The sequence below is a fragment of the Streptomyces sp. XY006 genome (assembly GCF_002237655.1).
Classification (GTDB): Bacteria; Actinomycetota; Actinomycetes; order Streptomycetales; family Streptomycetaceae; genus Streptomyces; species Streptomyces levis.
The window spans coordinates 1-16,207 of sequence record NZ_NOKT01000008.1 but is presented as its reverse complement, the minus strand read 5'-3'; the positions used below and the strand labels follow the sequence as shown (position 1 = coordinate 16,207).

Genomic DNA, 16,207 nt, shown 5'->3' with positions numbered 1-16,207 from the left:
TTACCGGTCGAAGACCGAGTCGGCCGTGACTCCCTGCGGCAGGTCGGCCGGAGGGGCGAAGACGCTGCCGTGGGACAGCATGTTGTCGGCGTTGCTCTTCGCGACGACGGCCATGCCCTTGCCGACGGCCGTGGCCTTGTTGGCCGCCTTGGTGGCGGCCTTGCCCACGGACTTGGCGGCCTTGCCGACCAGGGAACCGATGGCCTGCGGGGCCTTGTCCTGCGACGGCTTGGCGGCGACCACGGGCGCGGCCGGCTGGGCCGGGGCGGCCTGGGCGCTGCCCTGGGTGCCGATGAAGAGGGCGACACCGGCGGTGGCGACACCGGCGGCGGTGGCGATCTTCTTGATGTTCATCGGGTTCTTCTCCCCCATGATGGTGATCCAGGTACGGACGTGCCATGCGCCCGGTGTGGTGTTCCGGAAATGCTGCACACGCATGGCGAACAACGCCGTCGAGCCTGCCATTTGCGGGGCGGGCCCTCCATTGCCTCTTGCGGCATAGCCGCTTTCGGCATTGCCGGGTGCGGCATTGCCGCTTCAGGCATTGCCGGGGTGGCATTGCCCGAAGCGGCTATGCCTCAGGAGGCGATTGCCTCCTCGGCGAGGGCCTCGTAATGATGGAACGCCACCAGGCCGGCTTCGAATCTGGATCCCAGCTCCAGTTTGCGCACGATGCTGGTGACATGGGCACGGACGGTCCGTTCGGCGATGCCGAGTCTCCGGGCGAGCACGCGATTCGACTCGCCTTTCGCCAGGTGGCGCAGCACCTCGCGCTCCCGGCCGGTCAGACGCGCAAGCGTCTCCACCGCCACGGGAACGTCGAACGGCCGGGTCTCTGCGACCGTGGTCAAGTGAAATCTCCCCCTGTTTACTTGTTCCTGCCGGTCCGGCAAACGACACGACAGGACGAGCCGGTCACACCTTCGGGCGGGCGGTGGTCAGTCGCCACACCGGTGTTCGTCCGGCTCGGTTGTTTACTCGCAGTTTAGTAGGGGGAGACCGACCGGAACCAGCCAGCGTGGGCTGAATCACAGTCAGAAACCGTCAAAAGCCTGGGATGTACCGCTCGTAGGCCTCCAAAGCCTTCAGTACCTCGCTCTCCCCCGCCGGCGGCAGCTGCACCACGACCTCCTCGATGCCGAGGTCGGCATAGTGGGCCAGCTTGCCCGGGCTCGGGTGGACGGCGTACGGGACGACCTGGAGCGCCCCGGGGTCGCGGCCCGCCTCGCTCCAGGCGGCGCGCAGCCTCGGCAGGGACTCGGACAGGCCACGGCCGCCGATGGGCAGCCAGCCGTCGGCGTACGCGCAGACGTGGTCGAAGAGCTTGGGTCCGGCCGCCCCGCCGACGAGCGTGCGCGGGCCGACCACGGGGCCGCGCGGCTCGCGCACGGGCTTGGGGTGGGCCTCGCTGGCCCGGACCGAGCCGAACTCCCCCTCGTAGGCGACCGGTTCCCGGGACCACAGCGCCCGCATCAGCGCCATCCGGTCCTTCACCAGCTCGCGCCGGGTGCGCCAGCGCACCCCGTGGTCGGCGGCCTCCTCGACGTTCCAGCCGAAGCCGACGCCGAGCGTGAACCGGCCGCCGGAGAGGTGGTCCAGGGTGGCGATCCGCTTGGCCAGGCCGATCGGATCGTGCTGGGCGACGAGCGTGACGCCCGTGCCGAGGCCCAGCCGCTCGGTGACGGCGGCGGCCTGGCCGAGCGCGACGAACGCGTCGAGCGTGCGGCCGTACTCGCGCGGGAGCTCCCCGCCCGCCGGGTAGGGCGTGGTCCGCTCGACGGGGATGTGCGTGTGCTCGGGCAGGTACAGCCCGGCGAAACCGCGCTCCTCCAGCTCCCGGGCGAGCCGGGCCGGGGTGATCGTCTCGTCGGTGAGGAAGATCGTTACGGCGATACGCATGCACCATCTCTACCCGAGGGGGGCAGAGGTGTCCATACCGACCGGTCGGCACAGGTGGGCGGGCGCGGCCCGTTCCCCTGTTCCCCGCCGCCGGATCCCCCTCCCTTGTCCGCCGGTTCACGCCTCGATACAAGGGTGGCACGCACCACCCCCGCACCACCCATGTCAGGTCAGCCGACGACACCTTGGGAGCAGCAGCATGTGCGAGGACAACCACGGCGGGCCCGGCCGGCGCGCCCTGTTCGTGACGGGAGCGGCCGCCGCGCTTACGTTGGGGAGCGTGAGCTTCGCTTCAGCGGACGGCCGGGACCAGGACGACGGCGGCCAGGAGACCAGAACGGTGCGGGGCACCCTGCCGCCCGGGTCGCCCGACTTCGTGTACGTGCCCGTCGAGGTCCCGGCCGGCGTCCGGGAGCTGCGGGTGGCCTACACCTACGACCGGCCGTCCGTACCGGCCGGCACCACGGGCAACGCCCTCGACATCGGCGTCTTCGACGAGCGCGGCACCGACCTCGGGGGCAGGGGCTTCCGGGGCTGGTCGGGCGGGGCGCGCACGGAGTTCTTCATCCGCGCCGACGAGGCCACACCGGGCTACCTCCCGGGCCCGGTGCGCGAGGGCACGTGGCACATCGCGCTCGGCCCGTACACGGTCGCCCCGCAGGGCCTGGCCTACGAGATCACGATCACGCTGACGTACGGCGAGCCGGGCGAGGCCGCCCGGCCGGTGTATCCGCCGGAGCGGGCCAGGGGCCGGGGCCGGGCCTGGTACCGGGGCGACTGCCATCTGCACTCCTGGTACTCCGACGGCCGCCGCACCCCGGCCGAGATCGGGGAACTGGCCCGGGCGGCCGGCCTGGACTTCATCAACTCCTCCGAGCACAACACGCACTCCGCGCACGCCCACTGGGCCGACGTGGCCGGGGACGACCTGCTGGTCCTGCTGGGCGAGGAGGTCACCACCCGCAACGGCCACGTGGTCGCGCTCGGCACCGACCCGGGCACCTTCGTCGACTGGCGCTACCGGGCCCGCGACAACCGCTTCGGCCGGTTCGCCCGGCAGATCCGGCGCGCCGGCGGCCTGGTCGTCCCGGCCCACCCGCACGCCACCTGCGTCGGCTGCAACTGGAAGTTCGGCTTCGGCGAGGCCGACGCGATCGAGGTGTGGAACGGCCCGTACACGCCCGACGACGAGGTGGCGCTGGCCGACTGGGACAGCATGCTGGTGGCGTCCGTGCGGGACGGGCGCGACTGGATCCCGGCGATGGGCAGCAGCGACGCCCACCGCTCCCCGGACGCCGTGGGCAGCCCCCAGACGGTGGTGCTGGCCGACGACCTGACCCGCCGGGCCATTCAGGAGGGCATCCGGGCGGGGCGGTCGTACGTCGCCGAGTCAGCCAGGGTCACGCTGGCGTTCCGGGCGACCGGCGGGCGCGGGGAGCACGCGGGCATCGGCGAACGGCTCGCCGTCGGCCGCGACACCCCCGTCACCGTCCGCCTGGAGGTCACGGGCGCCCCGCGCTGCACGGTCCGGTTCGTCACCGACCAGGGCGTGCTGCACACCAGCGCCCCGCTGCCGGTGGCCGGCTCGGGCACCGTCGAGTGGCGGACGACGCCGTCGTACGCGGCGTACGTCCGGGCGGAGCTGCGGCACGAGGCGGCGGCCGGTCCGCTGCCGGGGCCGCTGGCGGCGTTCACCAACCCGATCTTCCTGGGGCGGGCCGGCGGCTGACGCGCCCGGTCAGGCCCCGTCCCGGTCCGCCAGGTCGGCGACCACCGCCGCGTGGTCGGAGGGCCACACCCCGTCCACCGGGCCGTCGCAGGCCCGCCGCACCGCCCGTACCCGGCCGAGACCGCCGGGGCCGGGCGGCCCGACGTGGATGTAGTCGATGCGCACGCTGGGCTCGTGGGTCGCCGCCACGTACGGGTTGGCGGCGTCCCAGGTGGCGGCGGGGGCGGCCGGGCCGGCGTACTCCCAGGCGTCGAGCAGCACCTGGCCGGGCACGGCCGGGGCGGTCTTGTAGCCGCCGAGGAGGCGGACCTCGTCGGAGTCGGGCCAGGCGTTGAGGTCGCCGGTGACGACGGGCGGGAAGGGGGTGTCGCCGCGGTGCCGGGCGACGAAGGCGGCGACCGCGGCGGCCTGCCCGCAGCGGACCGCCGAGGCGTGCACGGCGGAGGTGAAGTGCGTGGTGAAGAAAGGGACTTCGTGACCGGGGGCGGCGATGCGCGTGTAGAGCGCGAGCCGGCCGTCGGCCAGGTCGGCCGGGGCGGGCAGCGGCAGCGCGTCCCGGTCGACGACCGGCCAGCGGCTGAGCACGGCGTTGCCTATGTCGACGGATGGATCACCGATCCGCGCCCGCCAGCGTTCCGGGGCGGGCGAGGCGGCCCAGGCGCAGTGCAGGCCCAGCTCACCGGCCAGCCACTCGGCGAGGTTCTCGCCGTCGGCGGCCCACACCTCCTGCAGACCGACGATGTCGGGCTCCAGCTCCCGCAGGGCCGTCAGGACGGCCTTCTGCCGCGCCTGCCACGGCCCGAAGCGCCACCAGAGATTCCAGGTCACTATGCGCACCGCCGGCCACCCGCTCCCGTCCCGCCGCGTCAGGGGATCATCATTGAAGCAGGGTCCCCCGCGGAACCGATGAGAACCGTGTCTGAAGGAGTCGCCCGGACATGTCCCGCCGCACCGATCTGAGGTTCCGCGCCACCACGGCCTTCCAGCGCCGCGTCAACCCGCTGCTGCGGCGGCTGCCGCTGCAGACGGTCCTGGAGACCCGGGGGCGCGTCTCCGGGCTGCCCCGGCGCACCCCGGTGGGCGGCCGCCGCGTCGGCGACTCCTTCTGACTGGTCTCGGAGTTCGGCGAACGGTCCCAGTACGTGCGCAACATCAAGGCCGATCCGCGGGTGCGCGTGCGCATCCGGGGCCGCTGGCACGAGGGAACGGCCCATCTGCTGCCGGACGACGACCCGGTGGCGCGGCTGCGCCGGCTGCCCCGGGTCAACAGCCTGGGCGTGCGCGCGCTCGGGACGGACCTGCTGACGGTGCGGGTGGACCTGGCCGGGTGAGAACCGCCCGGCCGGCACCGACGCTACGGGGGCCCCGGCCCGGTGAGGGTCACCCCGGCCAGACGATCGACTGCACCTCGCTGTAGGCGTGCAGGGCGTAGGAGCCCACGTCCCGGCCGACGCCGCTCTTCCTGAAGCCGCCGAAGGGCGCCTCCATGTTGCGCCCCACGGTGTTGATCCCGACGCCCCCGGCCCGCAGCCGCCTGGCCACCCGGAAGGCGCGGGCCACATCGCCCGACCAGACGTAGTCGATCAGGCCGTAGTCGCTGTCGCCGGCGAGCGCGATGCCCTCCTCCTCGTCGTCGAAGGGGATGACGACCACCACCGGCCCGAAGATCTCCTCACGGGCCACGCGCATGGCGTTGGTGCAGTCGGCCAGCAGGGTCGGGGCGACGTAGAAACCCACGGGCACATCCGGGCGTGCGCCGCCCGCGACCACCACCGCGCCCTCCTTGCGGCCCAGTTCCACGTAGGACTCCACCCGGTCCCGGTGCGCCGCCGAGATCACCGGCCCGACGACCGTGTCCGGCTCCCGCGGGTCGCCGACCTTCAAGCGGCGCGCACAGGCGGCCAGTTGCCCGACGAGCCGGTCGTACACGCCCCGCTGGGCCAGCACCCGGGTCGGTGCGGTGCAGATCTGGCCGCTGTAGAAGGAGAAGGTGGTGCCGATGCCGGCCACGGCCGAGGCGAGGTCCGCGTCGTCGAAGACGAGGGCCGCGCCCTTCCCGCCCAGCTCCATCAGCTGCCGCCGCATGTCCCGCCCGCACACCTCGGCGATGCGCCGCCCGACCGCGGTCGAGCCGGTGAAGCTGACCATGTCGACGTCCGGCGACTCGACCGCCGCCTCGCCGACCCCGGTCGAGCGCCCCGAGACGACGTTCACCACGCCCGGCGGCACCCCGGCCGCCTCCAGCGCCCGCGCCATCCGGTACACCGACAGCGGGTCCTGCGGGGCGGGCTTCACCACGACCGTGTTGCCCATGGCCAGGGCGGGGGCGACCTTCCCGGCCGCGTTGGCCCAGGGGTTGTTGTACGAGGTGACGCAGGCGACGACCCCGACGGGCTGCCGGACGGCCAGCGCGCCCAGCACGCCCGCCCTGCCCATCGGCCCTGCCTCGGTGATCTGCGGCGGGATCGCCCACTCGGCGGGCTCCACGCGCGCGTAGCGCCGGAAGCGGGCCGCGGCGACACCGACCTGCATGCCGCGCGCGGTGCCCGTGGTCGCGCCGGTCTCGGCCCGGGCCACCTCGGCGTGCGCCACCAGGTCCCGCCGGATGAGGTCAGCGGCCCGGCCCAGGATCGCCGCCCTGTCCTCGGGCGCCGTGCGCGACCACGGCCCGAAGGCCTCCCGGGCGGCGGCACAGGCCGTGCGCACCTGGCCAGGCGAGGCCTCCGGCGCCCACCCGGCGGTCTCCTCGGTCGCCGGGTCGACCACCGCGTAGTGCCCGCCCTCCGGCTCCACCCAGGAGCCGCCGACGAACAGCGCCTGCCCCGCCGTCACCTCGTGCCCACCGTCTCCGTGTCCCGCCCGGAGCGCAGCACTTGGCCCGGCACGGCCCCGGTCACCACGTCGTCCCGGATGGCCTCGACCCCGTTGACCCACACGGCCCGCACGCCCAGGGCCCGGGAGTCCAGCCGCGGGCTGTCGCCGGGCAGGTCGTGGACCAGCGTGGCCGGGCCCGCGTCGATCCGCTCCGGGTCGAACAGCACCAGGTCCGCGTGCCAGCCCTCACGGATCCGCCCCCGTTCCCGCAGCCCGAACAGCCGGGCCGGGTCGTCGGTCAGCATCCGCACGGCCTGCTCCAGACCGACCAGCCTCCGCCCCCGCAGACAGTCCCCGAGGAACCGGGTGGTGTACGGCGCCCCGCACATCCGGTCCAGATGGGCGCCCGCGTCGGAGCCGCCGAGCAGCACGTCCTCGTGCTGCCAGGTCTCGGCGCGCAGCGCCCAGGACGCCGGGTCGTTGTCGGGCGGCATCGGCCACAGCACCGTGCGCAGCCCGTCGTGCGCGCAGATCTCCACCAGGCACGCGAAGGGTTCCTGGCCGCGTTCCTCGGCGATGTCCCGCACCACACGCCCGGTCAGTCCGGCGTTGGCCTCGCTGTAGGTGTCGCCGATGACGTACCGCCCGAAGTTGGCCAGCCGCCGGAAGACGCCGGCCTCCTTGGAGTGGGCGCGCCGGAGCATCCCGGCCCGGACGTCCGGATCGCGCAGCCTCTCGATCCGCTCGGGCACCGGCAGGGCGAGGACCGGCCCCCAGCCGGGGATGAGGTTGAGCGCGCAGAACGTCCCCAGGGACATGTTCATCGGCGTGAGGATCGGCATGGTCAGCGCCACCACCCGGCCGCCGGCCTTCCTGGCCTGCTCGCTCGCCAGCAGCTGCCGGGGCACGCGCTCGGGCACGGCCGCGTCGATGGTCAGCACGTTCCAGTTCAGCGGCCGTCCCGCCGCCGCGCTCATCTCGGCGAACAGCTCGATCTCCGCGTCGCTGAACTGGTCCAGACAGCCCGCGACGATCGCCTCGATCTGTGTGCCCTCGTGCTCCCCGACGGCCCGCGACAGCGCGATCAGCTCGGCCGGCCGGGCGTGCCGCGAGGCGACGGGCTGCCCGTCCCCGTCGGAGTGGCTCCTGGACTGGGTGGTGGACAGCCCCCACGCCCCGGCCTCCATGGACTCCCGCAGCAGCCGCACCATGGCGTCGAGCTGTTCCCCGCTCGGCTGTCCGCCCACGGCGTCCGGTCCCATCACGTACCGCCGCAGCGCGCAGTGCCCGACCATGAACCCGGCGTTGACGGCGATCCGCCCCTCCAGGGCGTCCAGGTACTCCCCGAACGAGTGCCAGGTCCAGGGCGCGCCCTCCTCCAGCGCCACCAGGGCCATGCCCTCGACCTTGGACATCATCCGCCGCGTGTAGTCGGCGTCCTGGGGCCGCTCGGGGTGCAGCGGCGCCAGCGTGAACCCGCAGTTGCCGCCGGCGACGGTGGTGACGCCGTGGTTGAGCGAGGGCGTGGCGTACGGGTCCCAGAACAGCTGGGCGTCGTAGTGGGTGTGGGGGTCGACGAACCCGGGGGCGAGGACGAGACCGGCGGCGTCCTCGGTGGTGCGGGCTTCCTGCGTGACGGTGCCGACGACGGCGATCCGGCCGCCATGGATACCGACGTCGGCGGTCCGGCCGGCGGCGCCGGTCCCGTCGACGACCGTCGCACCTTTGATGACGTGATCGAGCACTCGGGGCACCTCCTGGTGGGCGGTGGGACTGGCACCTGGGGGCGCGGGGGACTGCGCGGCAAGCCACGACGCACCCGCACCCGCCGACGAACGCTCAACCACCCCGCCGGAACCGAGTGGTCCGATGCACCGGATCCGTGTCGATCTCGGGAATCACGTACTCCCCGACCAGCCGGATCGTCTGCAGCGTCTCCTCCTTCGGCACCCCGACCGGCAGCCCGAAGCAGAGCTGGTCGGCGCCCGCCTGCTCCCAGCGCTTGCACTGCCGGGCGACCTCGTCCGGGTCGCCGCAGATCAGCAGTTCGTCCTGGATGAGCAGTTCGATGAACTCCTCGGTGTACTCCGGCAGCGTCCGCGGCCACTCGGGGAACCCCTCGGGCCGCGGGAACGTGTCGTGGTACCGGAACACCAGCGAGGGCAGGTAGTGCAGCCCCCCGTTCGCCGCGATCCGCACGGCCTCCGCGTGAGTCGGCGCGCAGATCGCCGTGGTCGTGACCATCACGTTGTCGTTGACGAACGCCCCGACCGGCTCGGCGTCCACGATCGCCGTCTTGTACTGCTCCAGCACCCACTCCATGTCGGAGACCTTCTGCACGCTGAAGCCCAGCACGCCGAGCCCCTTGCGCGCGGCCATGGCGTACGAGGGCGGCGACCCGGCCGCGTACCACATGGCCGGGTGCGCCGGGCCGTACGGCTTGGGCAGCACCTTGCGCGGCGGCAGCGACCAGTGCTTGCCCTGGAAGCCCTGGTACTCGTCCTGGAGCCACATCTTCGGGAACTCGGCGACGGTCTCTTCCCAGATCTCCTTGGTGTGGTTCATGTCGGTGATCCCCGGCAGGAATCCGAGGATCTCGTGCGAGCCGGCGCCCCGGCCGCTGCCGAACTCGAAGCGGTTGCCGCTGAGGTGGTCGAGCATGGCCACCTTCTCGGCGACCTTCACGGGGTGGTTGACCTGGGCCAGCGGGTTGAAGATCCCGGATCCGAGGTGGATGCGCTCGGTGGCGTGGGCCAGGTACCCGAGGAAGACGTCGTTGGCGGACAGGTGCGAGTACTCGTCCAGGAAGTGGTGCTCGGAGGCCCAGGCGTACTTGAAGCCGGACCTGTCGGCCTGGATGACGTACTCGGTCTCCTCCATCAGCGCCTTGTGCTCGGCGAGCGGGTCGGTCTCGGCCCGTTTGCCGACGTATCCCTGTACGAAGATGCCGAACTCCAAGGAGGTTCACCGCCCCACGATAGTTTCTGACGATGCGTCAGATTCATGGTTCCGACTGTTCCACCGGCCGCCATAAGGGTCAATAGCTGATGACCCGTCAGATCACGCTGACGCCCGCCAGCCACCCGCCGTCGATCACGAACGGCTGGCCGGTGATGTACGAGGAGTCCTCCGAGGTCAGGAACAGCGCGAGCCGGGCCACCTCCTCCGGCCGCCCGACCCGCCCGAGCGGCACCAGCCTGCGGTACAGCCGGTCCAGCCCCCGTGCCGTCTCCTCGGGGTCGGCGTCCGGGTCGAGGCGGGCCGGGTTGGACATCGCGGTGTCGACGGCTCCCGGGCAGACGGCGTTCACGCGGATCCCCCGCCCGGCCAGCTCCAGGGCCGCGACCCGGGTCAACCCGAGCACGGCGTGCTTGGTCGCCGCGTAGGCGCCCACCGCCGCCATGCCGGTCAGGCCGGTGTACGAGGCGGTGTTGACGATCGTGCCCCCGTCGGCCATCTCCGGCGCGACCGTCCGGATGCCCAGGAAGCAGCCGACCTGGTTGACCTGGACGACCTGCATGAACTCGTCCAGCGGCGTGTCCAGGAGGGTGTTGAAGCGCAGGATGCCGGCGTTGTTGACGAGCCCGTCGACGTGCCCGTACGCCTCCCGGGCCGCGGCGACGGCGGCCTGCCAGTCGTCCTCCCGGCCGACGTCGAGATGGACGTACCGGGCGCCGATCTCCTTGGCGAGGGCCTCGCCCTGCGCGTCGAGCACGTCCGCCAGGACGACCCGGGCGCCCTCGGCCGCGAACAGCCGGGCCTCCTGCTCGCCCTGGCCGCGCGCGGCGCCGGTGACGATGACGACCCGTCCGTCGAGCTTGCCCATGACCCCTCCTCACAGCTCGGGGGCGACCTCGGCGCCGAACGCCGCGATCTGGTCGGTGAGTTCGCCGCGGTCCCGGCTGCGGAAACGCACCTGGATCTGGTCCACGCCCATGGCCCGGTAGGCCCGCAGCGACTCGGCGAGCTCCCAGGGCCCGCCGGCCAGGGTCCGGCGGCCGACGTCCCAGCGGGGCGTGCCGACGTACAGCGGCTCGGTGATGGCACCCACGGTGAACGGCCCCGGCACCCCGGCCTGTTCGCGCAGCTCGCGGATGCGGGCGATCTGCCCAGGCAGCCGGTCCCGGGGATCCCCCTGCGGCAGCCAGCCGTCGCCCTTGAGGGCGGCCCGGCGTACCGCGGCCGGCGAGGAGCCGCCGACCCACACCGGGACGCGCTCCTGTGCCGGTCGGGGCCGCTGGCCGAGCCCCTCGAAGTCGTAGCGCTTGCCGTGGTGTTCGGGGAACTCCTCGGGCCCGAGGGCGGCGCGCAGGGCGTCCAGGCACTCGTCGAGCACCGCCCCGCGCTGCCGGAAGTCCACGCCCAGCGCCTCGAACTCCTCCCGGACGTGCCCGGCGCCGACGCCGAGGACCAGGCGTCCGCCGCTGAGGTGGTCGAGCGTGGCGTACTGCTTGGCGGTGACCAGCGGGTGCCGCAGCCCGACGATCGCGACATGGCTGAGCAGCCGGACCCGCTCGGTGGCGGCGGCGAGGTAGGCCAGCGTGGCCACGGGGTCGTACCAGACGGTGCTCATCGCGGCGGCCAGCCGGTGCGGGATCGCCACGTGGTCGCAGCTCGCGAGGTAGTCGAAGCCGGCCGCGTCGGCGGCGCGCGCGACCGCCAGCAGATCGGCCGGACCGGCCCCGGCCTCCCAGCCCTCGGCGTAGAGGGCGCTCTGCGACTGGACGGGCAGCTGCATTCCGTACCGCAGCGTCACCGGGCACCGCGGCTGCCCGGCCACAGCCCCTCACCGGTGAGCCCGAGCAGGTCGATGGCGTTGCCCCGCACGATCCGCTCGACGACGTCCCCGGCGAGATGCCCCATCTGCGCCTCGCCGACCTCGCGGGACTTGGGCCAGGTGGAGTCGGAGTGGGGGTAGTCGGTCTCGTAGAGGACGTTGCCGACGCCGATGGCGTCGAGGTTGCGCAGCCCGAAGGCGTCGTCGAAGAAGCAGCCGAAGACGTGCTCGGCGAAGAGTTCGGACGGCGGCCGGTGCACCTTGTCGGCGACGCCGCCCCAGCCCCGGTTCTCCTCCCACACCACGTCGGCCCGCTCCAGGATGTAGGGGATCCAGCCGATCTGCCCCTCGGCGTACATGACCTTGAGGTTCGGGAACCGCTCGAACTTCCCGCTCATCAGCCAGTCGACCATCGAGAAGCAGCAGTTGGCGTAGGTGATGGTGGAGCCGACGGCGGGCGGGGCGTCGGCGGAGGTGGAGGGCATGCGGCTGCTGGAGCCGATGTGCATGGCGATGACCGTGCCGGTCTCGTCGCAGGCGGCGAGGAACGGGTCCCAGTCGTCGGTGTGGATCGAGGGCAGCCCGAGGAACGGCGGGATCTCGGAGAAGGCGACGGCGCGCACCCCGCGTGCGGCGTTGCGCCGGACCTCGGCGGCGGCCAGCCCGGCGTCCCACAGCGGGATGAGCGGCAGGGGTATGAGCCGCCCGTGGGCGTCGGGGCCGCACCACTCCTCCACCATCCAGTCGTTGTAGGCCCGCACGCACAGCAGTCCCAGGTCGTGGTCCTCGGCCTCGGTGAAGGTCTGGCCGCAGAAGCGCGGGAAGGTCGGGAAGCAGAGGGCGGACTGGACGTGGTTGACGTCCATGTCGGCGAGCCGCGCGGTGACGTCGTAGGAGCCGGGCCGCATCTGCTCGTAGGTGATGACCTCCAGCCTGATCTCGTCCCGGTCGTACCCCACGGCGGTGTCGAGCCGGGTCAGGGGCCGGCGCAGCCCCTCGTAGACCCACCAGTCCCCGACCGGGCCGTCGTCCCCGGGCTCGCCCATCACGGGCCGGAAGCGCCCGCCGAGGAAGGTCATCTCCTTCACGGGCGCCCGCACGACCCGCGGCCCGACGCCCCGGTACTTCTCCGGCAGCCGGTCCTGCCAGACGTGCGCGGGCTCCACGGTGTGGTCGTCCACGGAGATGATCAGCGGAAACGTGCTCTCGTGGCTGTCCATGCGGTTCACGGTAGCGCCGATCTGACGGACCGTCAGCTAGGTGCGCAGGGACGGTTTTCGGACGGGATGGCCTGATCGGCACGATCCGGCCGACGCCCTCTGCGGAGAGACTGTGCAGACCTCGTGGACTCCCCCGCGCCGCCCTGTGATCGGTGTCTCCCACGGCTGACGTATCCGCCCGCACAAGGCAGACTGGCGGGGTTGCTCAGGATGTCTAGGGGGACTGCATGGACGGGGTACCGGCCGGTGTACCGCGCGTACCGGAGCAGCGGCGTCCCGGCTCCTCACCGGAGTCACCGGGGCCGGGGGAGCCGGCGGGGAGGTCCGGGGCGGCGGTGTCCGCCTCGCTGCGCTTCAGCGTGCTCGGGCCCGTGCGCGCCTGGCGCGGCGCCGAGCCGATCACGACGGGCTCCCCCCAGCAACGCGCCCTGCTCGCCGCCCTGCTGCTGCGCGAGGGCCGTACGGCCACGGCCGCCGAGCTGATCGACGCCCTGTGGGGCGAGGAACCGCCCTCGCAGGCCCTGGCGGCGGTACGGACGTACGCCTCGCGGCTGCGCAAGGTGCTCGACCCGGGCGTCCTGGTCAGCGAGTCCGGCGGCTACGCGGTGCGGGACCTGCCCGACGGCGCCCTGGACCTGGCCGTCGCCCAGGACCTGGCCACCGAGGCGGAGAAGGCCCGGACCGCCGGCGACCTCTGCCACGCCCGGGACGTGCTGCGGCGCGCCCTCGCCCTGTGGGACGGGGAGACCCTGGCGGGCGTGCCCGGCCCGTACGCGGAGGCACAGCGGGTCCGCCTGGAGGAGTGGCGGCTGCAACTGCTCGAATCCCGGCTGGACATGGACCTGGAACAGGGCTGCCACGCCGAGGCCGTCTCCGAACTCACCGCCCTGACCGCCGCGCACCCGCTGCGCGAACGGCTGCGCGAGCTGCTGATGCTGGCGCTCTACCGCAGCGGCCGCCAGGCCGAGGCGCTGGCCGTCTACGCCGACACCCGGCGCCTGCTCGCCGACGAACTGGGCGTGGACCCGCGCCCCGGCCTGAGCGAACTGCAGCAGCGCATCCTCCAGGCCGACCCGGGCCTGGCGGAACCCTCCTCCCCGGCGCCCGAACCGGCCTCCGCCCCGGTACGCCCGGCCCAACTGCCCGCGACCGTGCCGGACTTCACCGGCCGCTCCACCTTCGTCCGCGAGCTCGGCGGCCTCCTGGCCTCCGCCGAGGCCCGCGTCATGGCCGTGTCGGCCCTGGCGGGCATCGGCGGCGTGGGCAAGACGACCCTCGCCGTGCACGTGGCGCACCAGGCGCGCGCGGCGTTCCCGGACGGCCAGCTCTACGTCGACCTCCAGGGCGCCGGCGCCCGGGCCGCCGAGCCGGAGACGGTGCTGGGCTCCTTCCTGCGCGCCCTCGGCACCGCCGACACGGCCATCCCCGACTCGCTGGAGGAACGGGCCGCGCTGTACCGCTCGGTGCTGGCCGGCCGCCGCGTCCTGGTCCTGCTGGACAACGCCCGGGACGCCGCCCAGGTGCGTCCGCTGCTGCCCGGCACGGACGGCTGCGCCGCCCTCGTCACCTCCCGCGTGCGGATGGTGGACCTGGCGGGCGCCCACCTGGTCGACCTGGACGTGATGTCCCCGGACGAGGCGCTGGCGCTGTTCACCAAGATCGTGGGCGAGGAACGGGTGGCGTCCGAGCGCGAGGCCGCCCTGGACGTGGTGGCGGCCTGCGGCTTCCTGCCGCTGGCGATCCGCATCGCGGCGTCCCGGCTGGCGGCCCGCCGCACCTGGACGGTCTCCGTCCTCGCGGCGAAGCTCGCCGACGAACGCCGCCGCCTGGACGAGCTCCAGGCCGGCGACCTGGCGGTGAAGGCCACCTTCGAGCTGGGCTACGGCCAGCTGGAGCCGGCCCAGGCCCGCGCCTTCCGCCTGCTGGGCCTCGCCGACGGCCCCGACATCTCCCTCGCGGCGGCCGCCGCGGTGCTGGACCTGCCCGCGGAGGAGACGGAGGACCTGCTGGAGTCCCTCGTCGACACCTCCCTGCTCGAATCGGCGGCCCCCGGCCGCTACCGCTTCCACGACCTGGTCCGGCTCTACGCGCGTGCCTGCGCCGAACGGGACGAACAGCCGCCCGGCGAGCGGACCGCGGCCGTCTCCCGGCTGCTGGACTTCTACCTGGCCTCGGCGGCCGGCGTGTACGCGATCGAGCGGCCCGGGGACCGGCTGGTGGACCATCTCGCGGTCACCGCGTATCCGGGCCTGCGGTTCGGCAACCGGCACGCGGCGCAGGACTGGCTGTACGCGGAGGCCATCTGCCTCCTGGCGTGCGTACGGCAGTGCGCCGGGGATCCGGGCACCCTCCCGCGCGCCATCGACCTGCTGTGGGCCGCCCACGACCTCTCCGAGTCGGGAGCCAACGCCAGGGAGTACGAGGCGACCGCGGAGGCCCTGCTGGACGCGGCCCGGCTGCACGGCCTCGCCCGCGCGGAGGCCCGGGCGCTGACCACCCTCGTCAACGTCCACCACGTCGGCGGCCGCTTCGAGCGGGCCGACCAGGAGGCCGAGCGGGCCATCCTGCTCGCCCAGGAGGCCGACGACCTGCTCCCCGTCTGCTGGGCGCGCAACGCCCGCGGCATCATCGCGCTGTACCAGAACCGGCACGAGGACGGCGAGGAGCACCTCTCCCGGGCCATCGAGCACTTCCGGGCCCTGGGCGACCGTCCCGGCGAGGCCGCCGCCCTGTGCAACCTGTCCCGGATCCACCTCGCGACCGGGCGGACCGCGAGCGCGGTGGCCCTGGCCCAGGAGGGCATCGACATCTACGACGGCATGGGCAACTCCCTGCGCGGGGCGAACGCCCGCTACGCCCTCGGTCTCGCCCTCACCCAGAGCGGCGAGCTGGGCGACGCGGCCGGGCGCCTGCAGGAGGCGCTGGAGGTCTTCCGCGACAGCAGGCAGCGCCTGTGGGAGGGGATGAGCCTGTTCCGGCTGGCCGAGGTGGACCTCGCCGCCCGGCGTCCGGCGCAGGCCGCGGCCAGCGCCGAGATGGCGCTCACCGTGCTGCGCGGGATCGGCGGGGAGTGGCGGCGGGGCAACGTCCTGACCGTGCTGGGCCGCGCGCTCAGCGGCATCGGGCAGACCGGCCGGGCCCAGGTGTGCTGGCAGGAGGCGGCCGTGATCTACGAGGAGCTGGGCTCGCCCGAGGCCGCCGAGGTGCGCGCGCTGCTGACTCCGGTCCGGGCGGCCTGAGGCCCGTTCGGGGCGTTCATCATTCGTTTATCGCCCCCCGCCATGATGGACGCAGTCGATCCGTCGCGTCGGGGGGCAGACGGGTCGCCGCACGGGGCCCGTCCGGTCGGACTCGGGGGAGTGACCGGACGGGCCCGCCGACCGTACTGCCTGTTCCACGCCAAGGAGAGTTGACGATCATGGGCGACGAGCTCAAGCCGCAGGACCTGCACGCCACCGGTACGACGGACGGCGAGGCCTCCACGGAGGACCTGCACGCCACGGGTGAGGGGGCCGCGAAGACGGAGGACCTGCACGCCACCGGCGAGCCGCTGGAGACGAAGGACCTGCACGCCACGTCGGAGCCGTTCAAGCCGGCGAAGTAAGCCATCACCACACGGGGTTCGGCCGCGGCGGCGCGGAGGGGGAGCCGTCGCGGCCGATGCGTGGCCGCAGGCCCGCGATGACGGCCGCAGCCGCGACGCCGGCGTGGACACCCGGGCCGCGGGGGCCCGGCCCGGCGGCGCGCCGACGGGGTTCGGCCGCGGCG

At 73.6% G+C, this 16,207-nt stretch carries 13 protein-coding genes and 1 pseudogene; 4 read left to right on the top strand and 10 right to left on the bottom strand.

The genetic code is table 11. The features are described from left to right. From CHR28_RS37745 to CHR28_RS11125, 3 genes are all read right to left on the bottom strand, one after another. Entirely contained in the window at window positions 1–438 is a 438-nt protein-coding gene (locus CHR28_RS37745) for a hypothetical protein (RefSeq protein WP_179272390.1), read from the bottom strand. Between the two features lie 140 nt (window positions 439–578). After that, window positions 579–851 carry a response regulator transcription factor gene (locus CHR28_RS11130; RefSeq protein ID WP_094053394.1) on the bottom strand — a complete coding sequence of 91 codons (273 nt, stop codon included), beginning with the start codon at window positions 849–851 and terminating at the stop codon, window positions 579–581. 193 nt (window positions 852–1,044) lie between these two features. Then, window positions 1,045–1,899 carry an LLM class F420-dependent oxidoreductase gene (locus CHR28_RS11125; protein WP_094053393.1) on the bottom strand — a complete coding sequence of 285 codons (855 nt, stop codon included), beginning with the start codon at window positions 1,897–1,899 and terminating at the stop codon, window positions 1,045–1,047. Between the two features lie 199 nt (window positions 1,900–2,098). Between CHR28_RS11125 and CHR28_RS11120 the strand changes: the two genes are divergently transcribed. Then, window positions 2,099–3,628, top strand: coding sequence for a CehA/McbA family metallohydrolase (locus tag CHR28_RS11120; protein ID WP_094053392.1), 1,530 nt, complete (start codon window positions 2,099–2,101; stop codon window positions 3,626–3,628). Window positions 3,629–3,637: 9 nt separating this feature from the next. On the opposite strand, the gene CHR28_RS11115 is transcribed toward CHR28_RS11120, so the two are convergent. Beyond that, window positions 3,638–4,465 carry an endonuclease/exonuclease/phosphatase family protein gene (locus tag CHR28_RS11115; protein ID WP_094053391.1) on the bottom strand — a complete coding sequence of 276 codons (828 nt, stop codon included), beginning with the start codon at window positions 4,463–4,465 and terminating at the stop codon, window positions 3,638–3,640. 101 nt (window positions 4,466–4,566) lie between these two features. Between CHR28_RS11115 and CHR28_RS11110 the strand changes: the two are divergent. Beyond that, window positions 4,567–4,959, top strand: a pseudogene (locus CHR28_RS11110) (nitroreductase/quinone reductase family protein). A gap of 49 nt (window positions 4,960–5,008) precedes the next feature. On the opposite strand, the gene CHR28_RS11105 reads toward CHR28_RS11110, so the two are convergent. From CHR28_RS11105 to CHR28_RS11080, 6 genes are all read right to left on the bottom strand, one after another. Continuing rightward, window positions 5,009–6,460 carry an aldehyde dehydrogenase family protein gene (locus CHR28_RS11105; RefSeq protein ID WP_256984213.1) on the bottom strand — a complete coding sequence of 484 codons (1,452 nt, stop codon included), beginning with the start codon at window positions 6,458–6,460 and terminating at the stop codon, window positions 5,009–5,011. Then, window positions 6,457–8,187 (bottom strand): N-acyl-D-amino-acid deacylase family protein, encoded by a 1,731-nt coding sequence (locus CHR28_RS11100; protein ID WP_094053390.1) that lies wholly within the window; start codon window positions 8,185–8,187, stop codon window positions 6,457–6,459. The genes CHR28_RS11105 and CHR28_RS11100 overlap by 4 nt, the downstream gene beginning before the upstream one ends. Before the next feature lie 94 nt (window positions 8,188–8,281). Further along, window positions 8,282–9,400: an LLM class flavin-dependent oxidoreductase gene (locus CHR28_RS11095; RefSeq protein WP_094053389.1), complete on the bottom strand. Its 1,119-nt coding sequence runs from the start codon at window positions 9,398–9,400 to the stop codon at window positions 8,282–8,284. A 97-nt stretch (window positions 9,401–9,497) separates the two neighbouring features. Continuing rightward, window positions 9,498–10,268: an SDR family NAD(P)-dependent oxidoreductase gene (locus CHR28_RS11090; protein ID WP_094053388.1), complete on the bottom strand. Its 771-nt coding sequence runs from the start codon at window positions 10,266–10,268 to the stop codon at window positions 9,498–9,500. A gap of 9 nt (window positions 10,269–10,277) precedes the next feature. Then, window positions 10,278–11,180: a TIGR03619 family F420-dependent LLM class oxidoreductase gene (locus CHR28_RS11085; protein ID WP_094053576.1), complete on the bottom strand. Its 903-nt coding sequence runs from the start codon at window positions 11,178–11,180 to the stop codon at window positions 10,278–10,280. A 14-nt stretch (window positions 11,181–11,194) separates the two neighbouring features. Further along, window positions 11,195–12,439, bottom strand: coding sequence for an amidohydrolase family protein (locus CHR28_RS11080; RefSeq protein ID WP_094053387.1), 1,245 nt, complete (start codon window positions 12,437–12,439; stop codon window positions 11,195–11,197). 227 nt (window positions 12,440–12,666) lie between these two features. Here CHR28_RS11080 and CHR28_RS11075 point away from each other — a divergent pair, with 227 nt between their 5' ends. Continuing rightward, on the top strand, window positions 12,667–15,678 hold the full coding sequence (locus CHR28_RS11075; protein ID WP_094053386.1) for an AfsR/SARP family transcriptional regulator: 3,012 nt from the start codon (window positions 12,667–12,669) through the stop codon (window positions 15,676–15,678). A 179-nt stretch (window positions 15,679–15,857) separates the two neighbouring features. Beyond that, window positions 15,858–16,043, top strand: coding sequence for a hypothetical protein (locus CHR28_RS11070; protein WP_094053385.1), 186 nt, complete (start codon window positions 15,858–15,860; stop codon window positions 16,041–16,043). The last annotated feature ends 164 nt before the right edge of the window (window positions 16,044–16,207 follow it).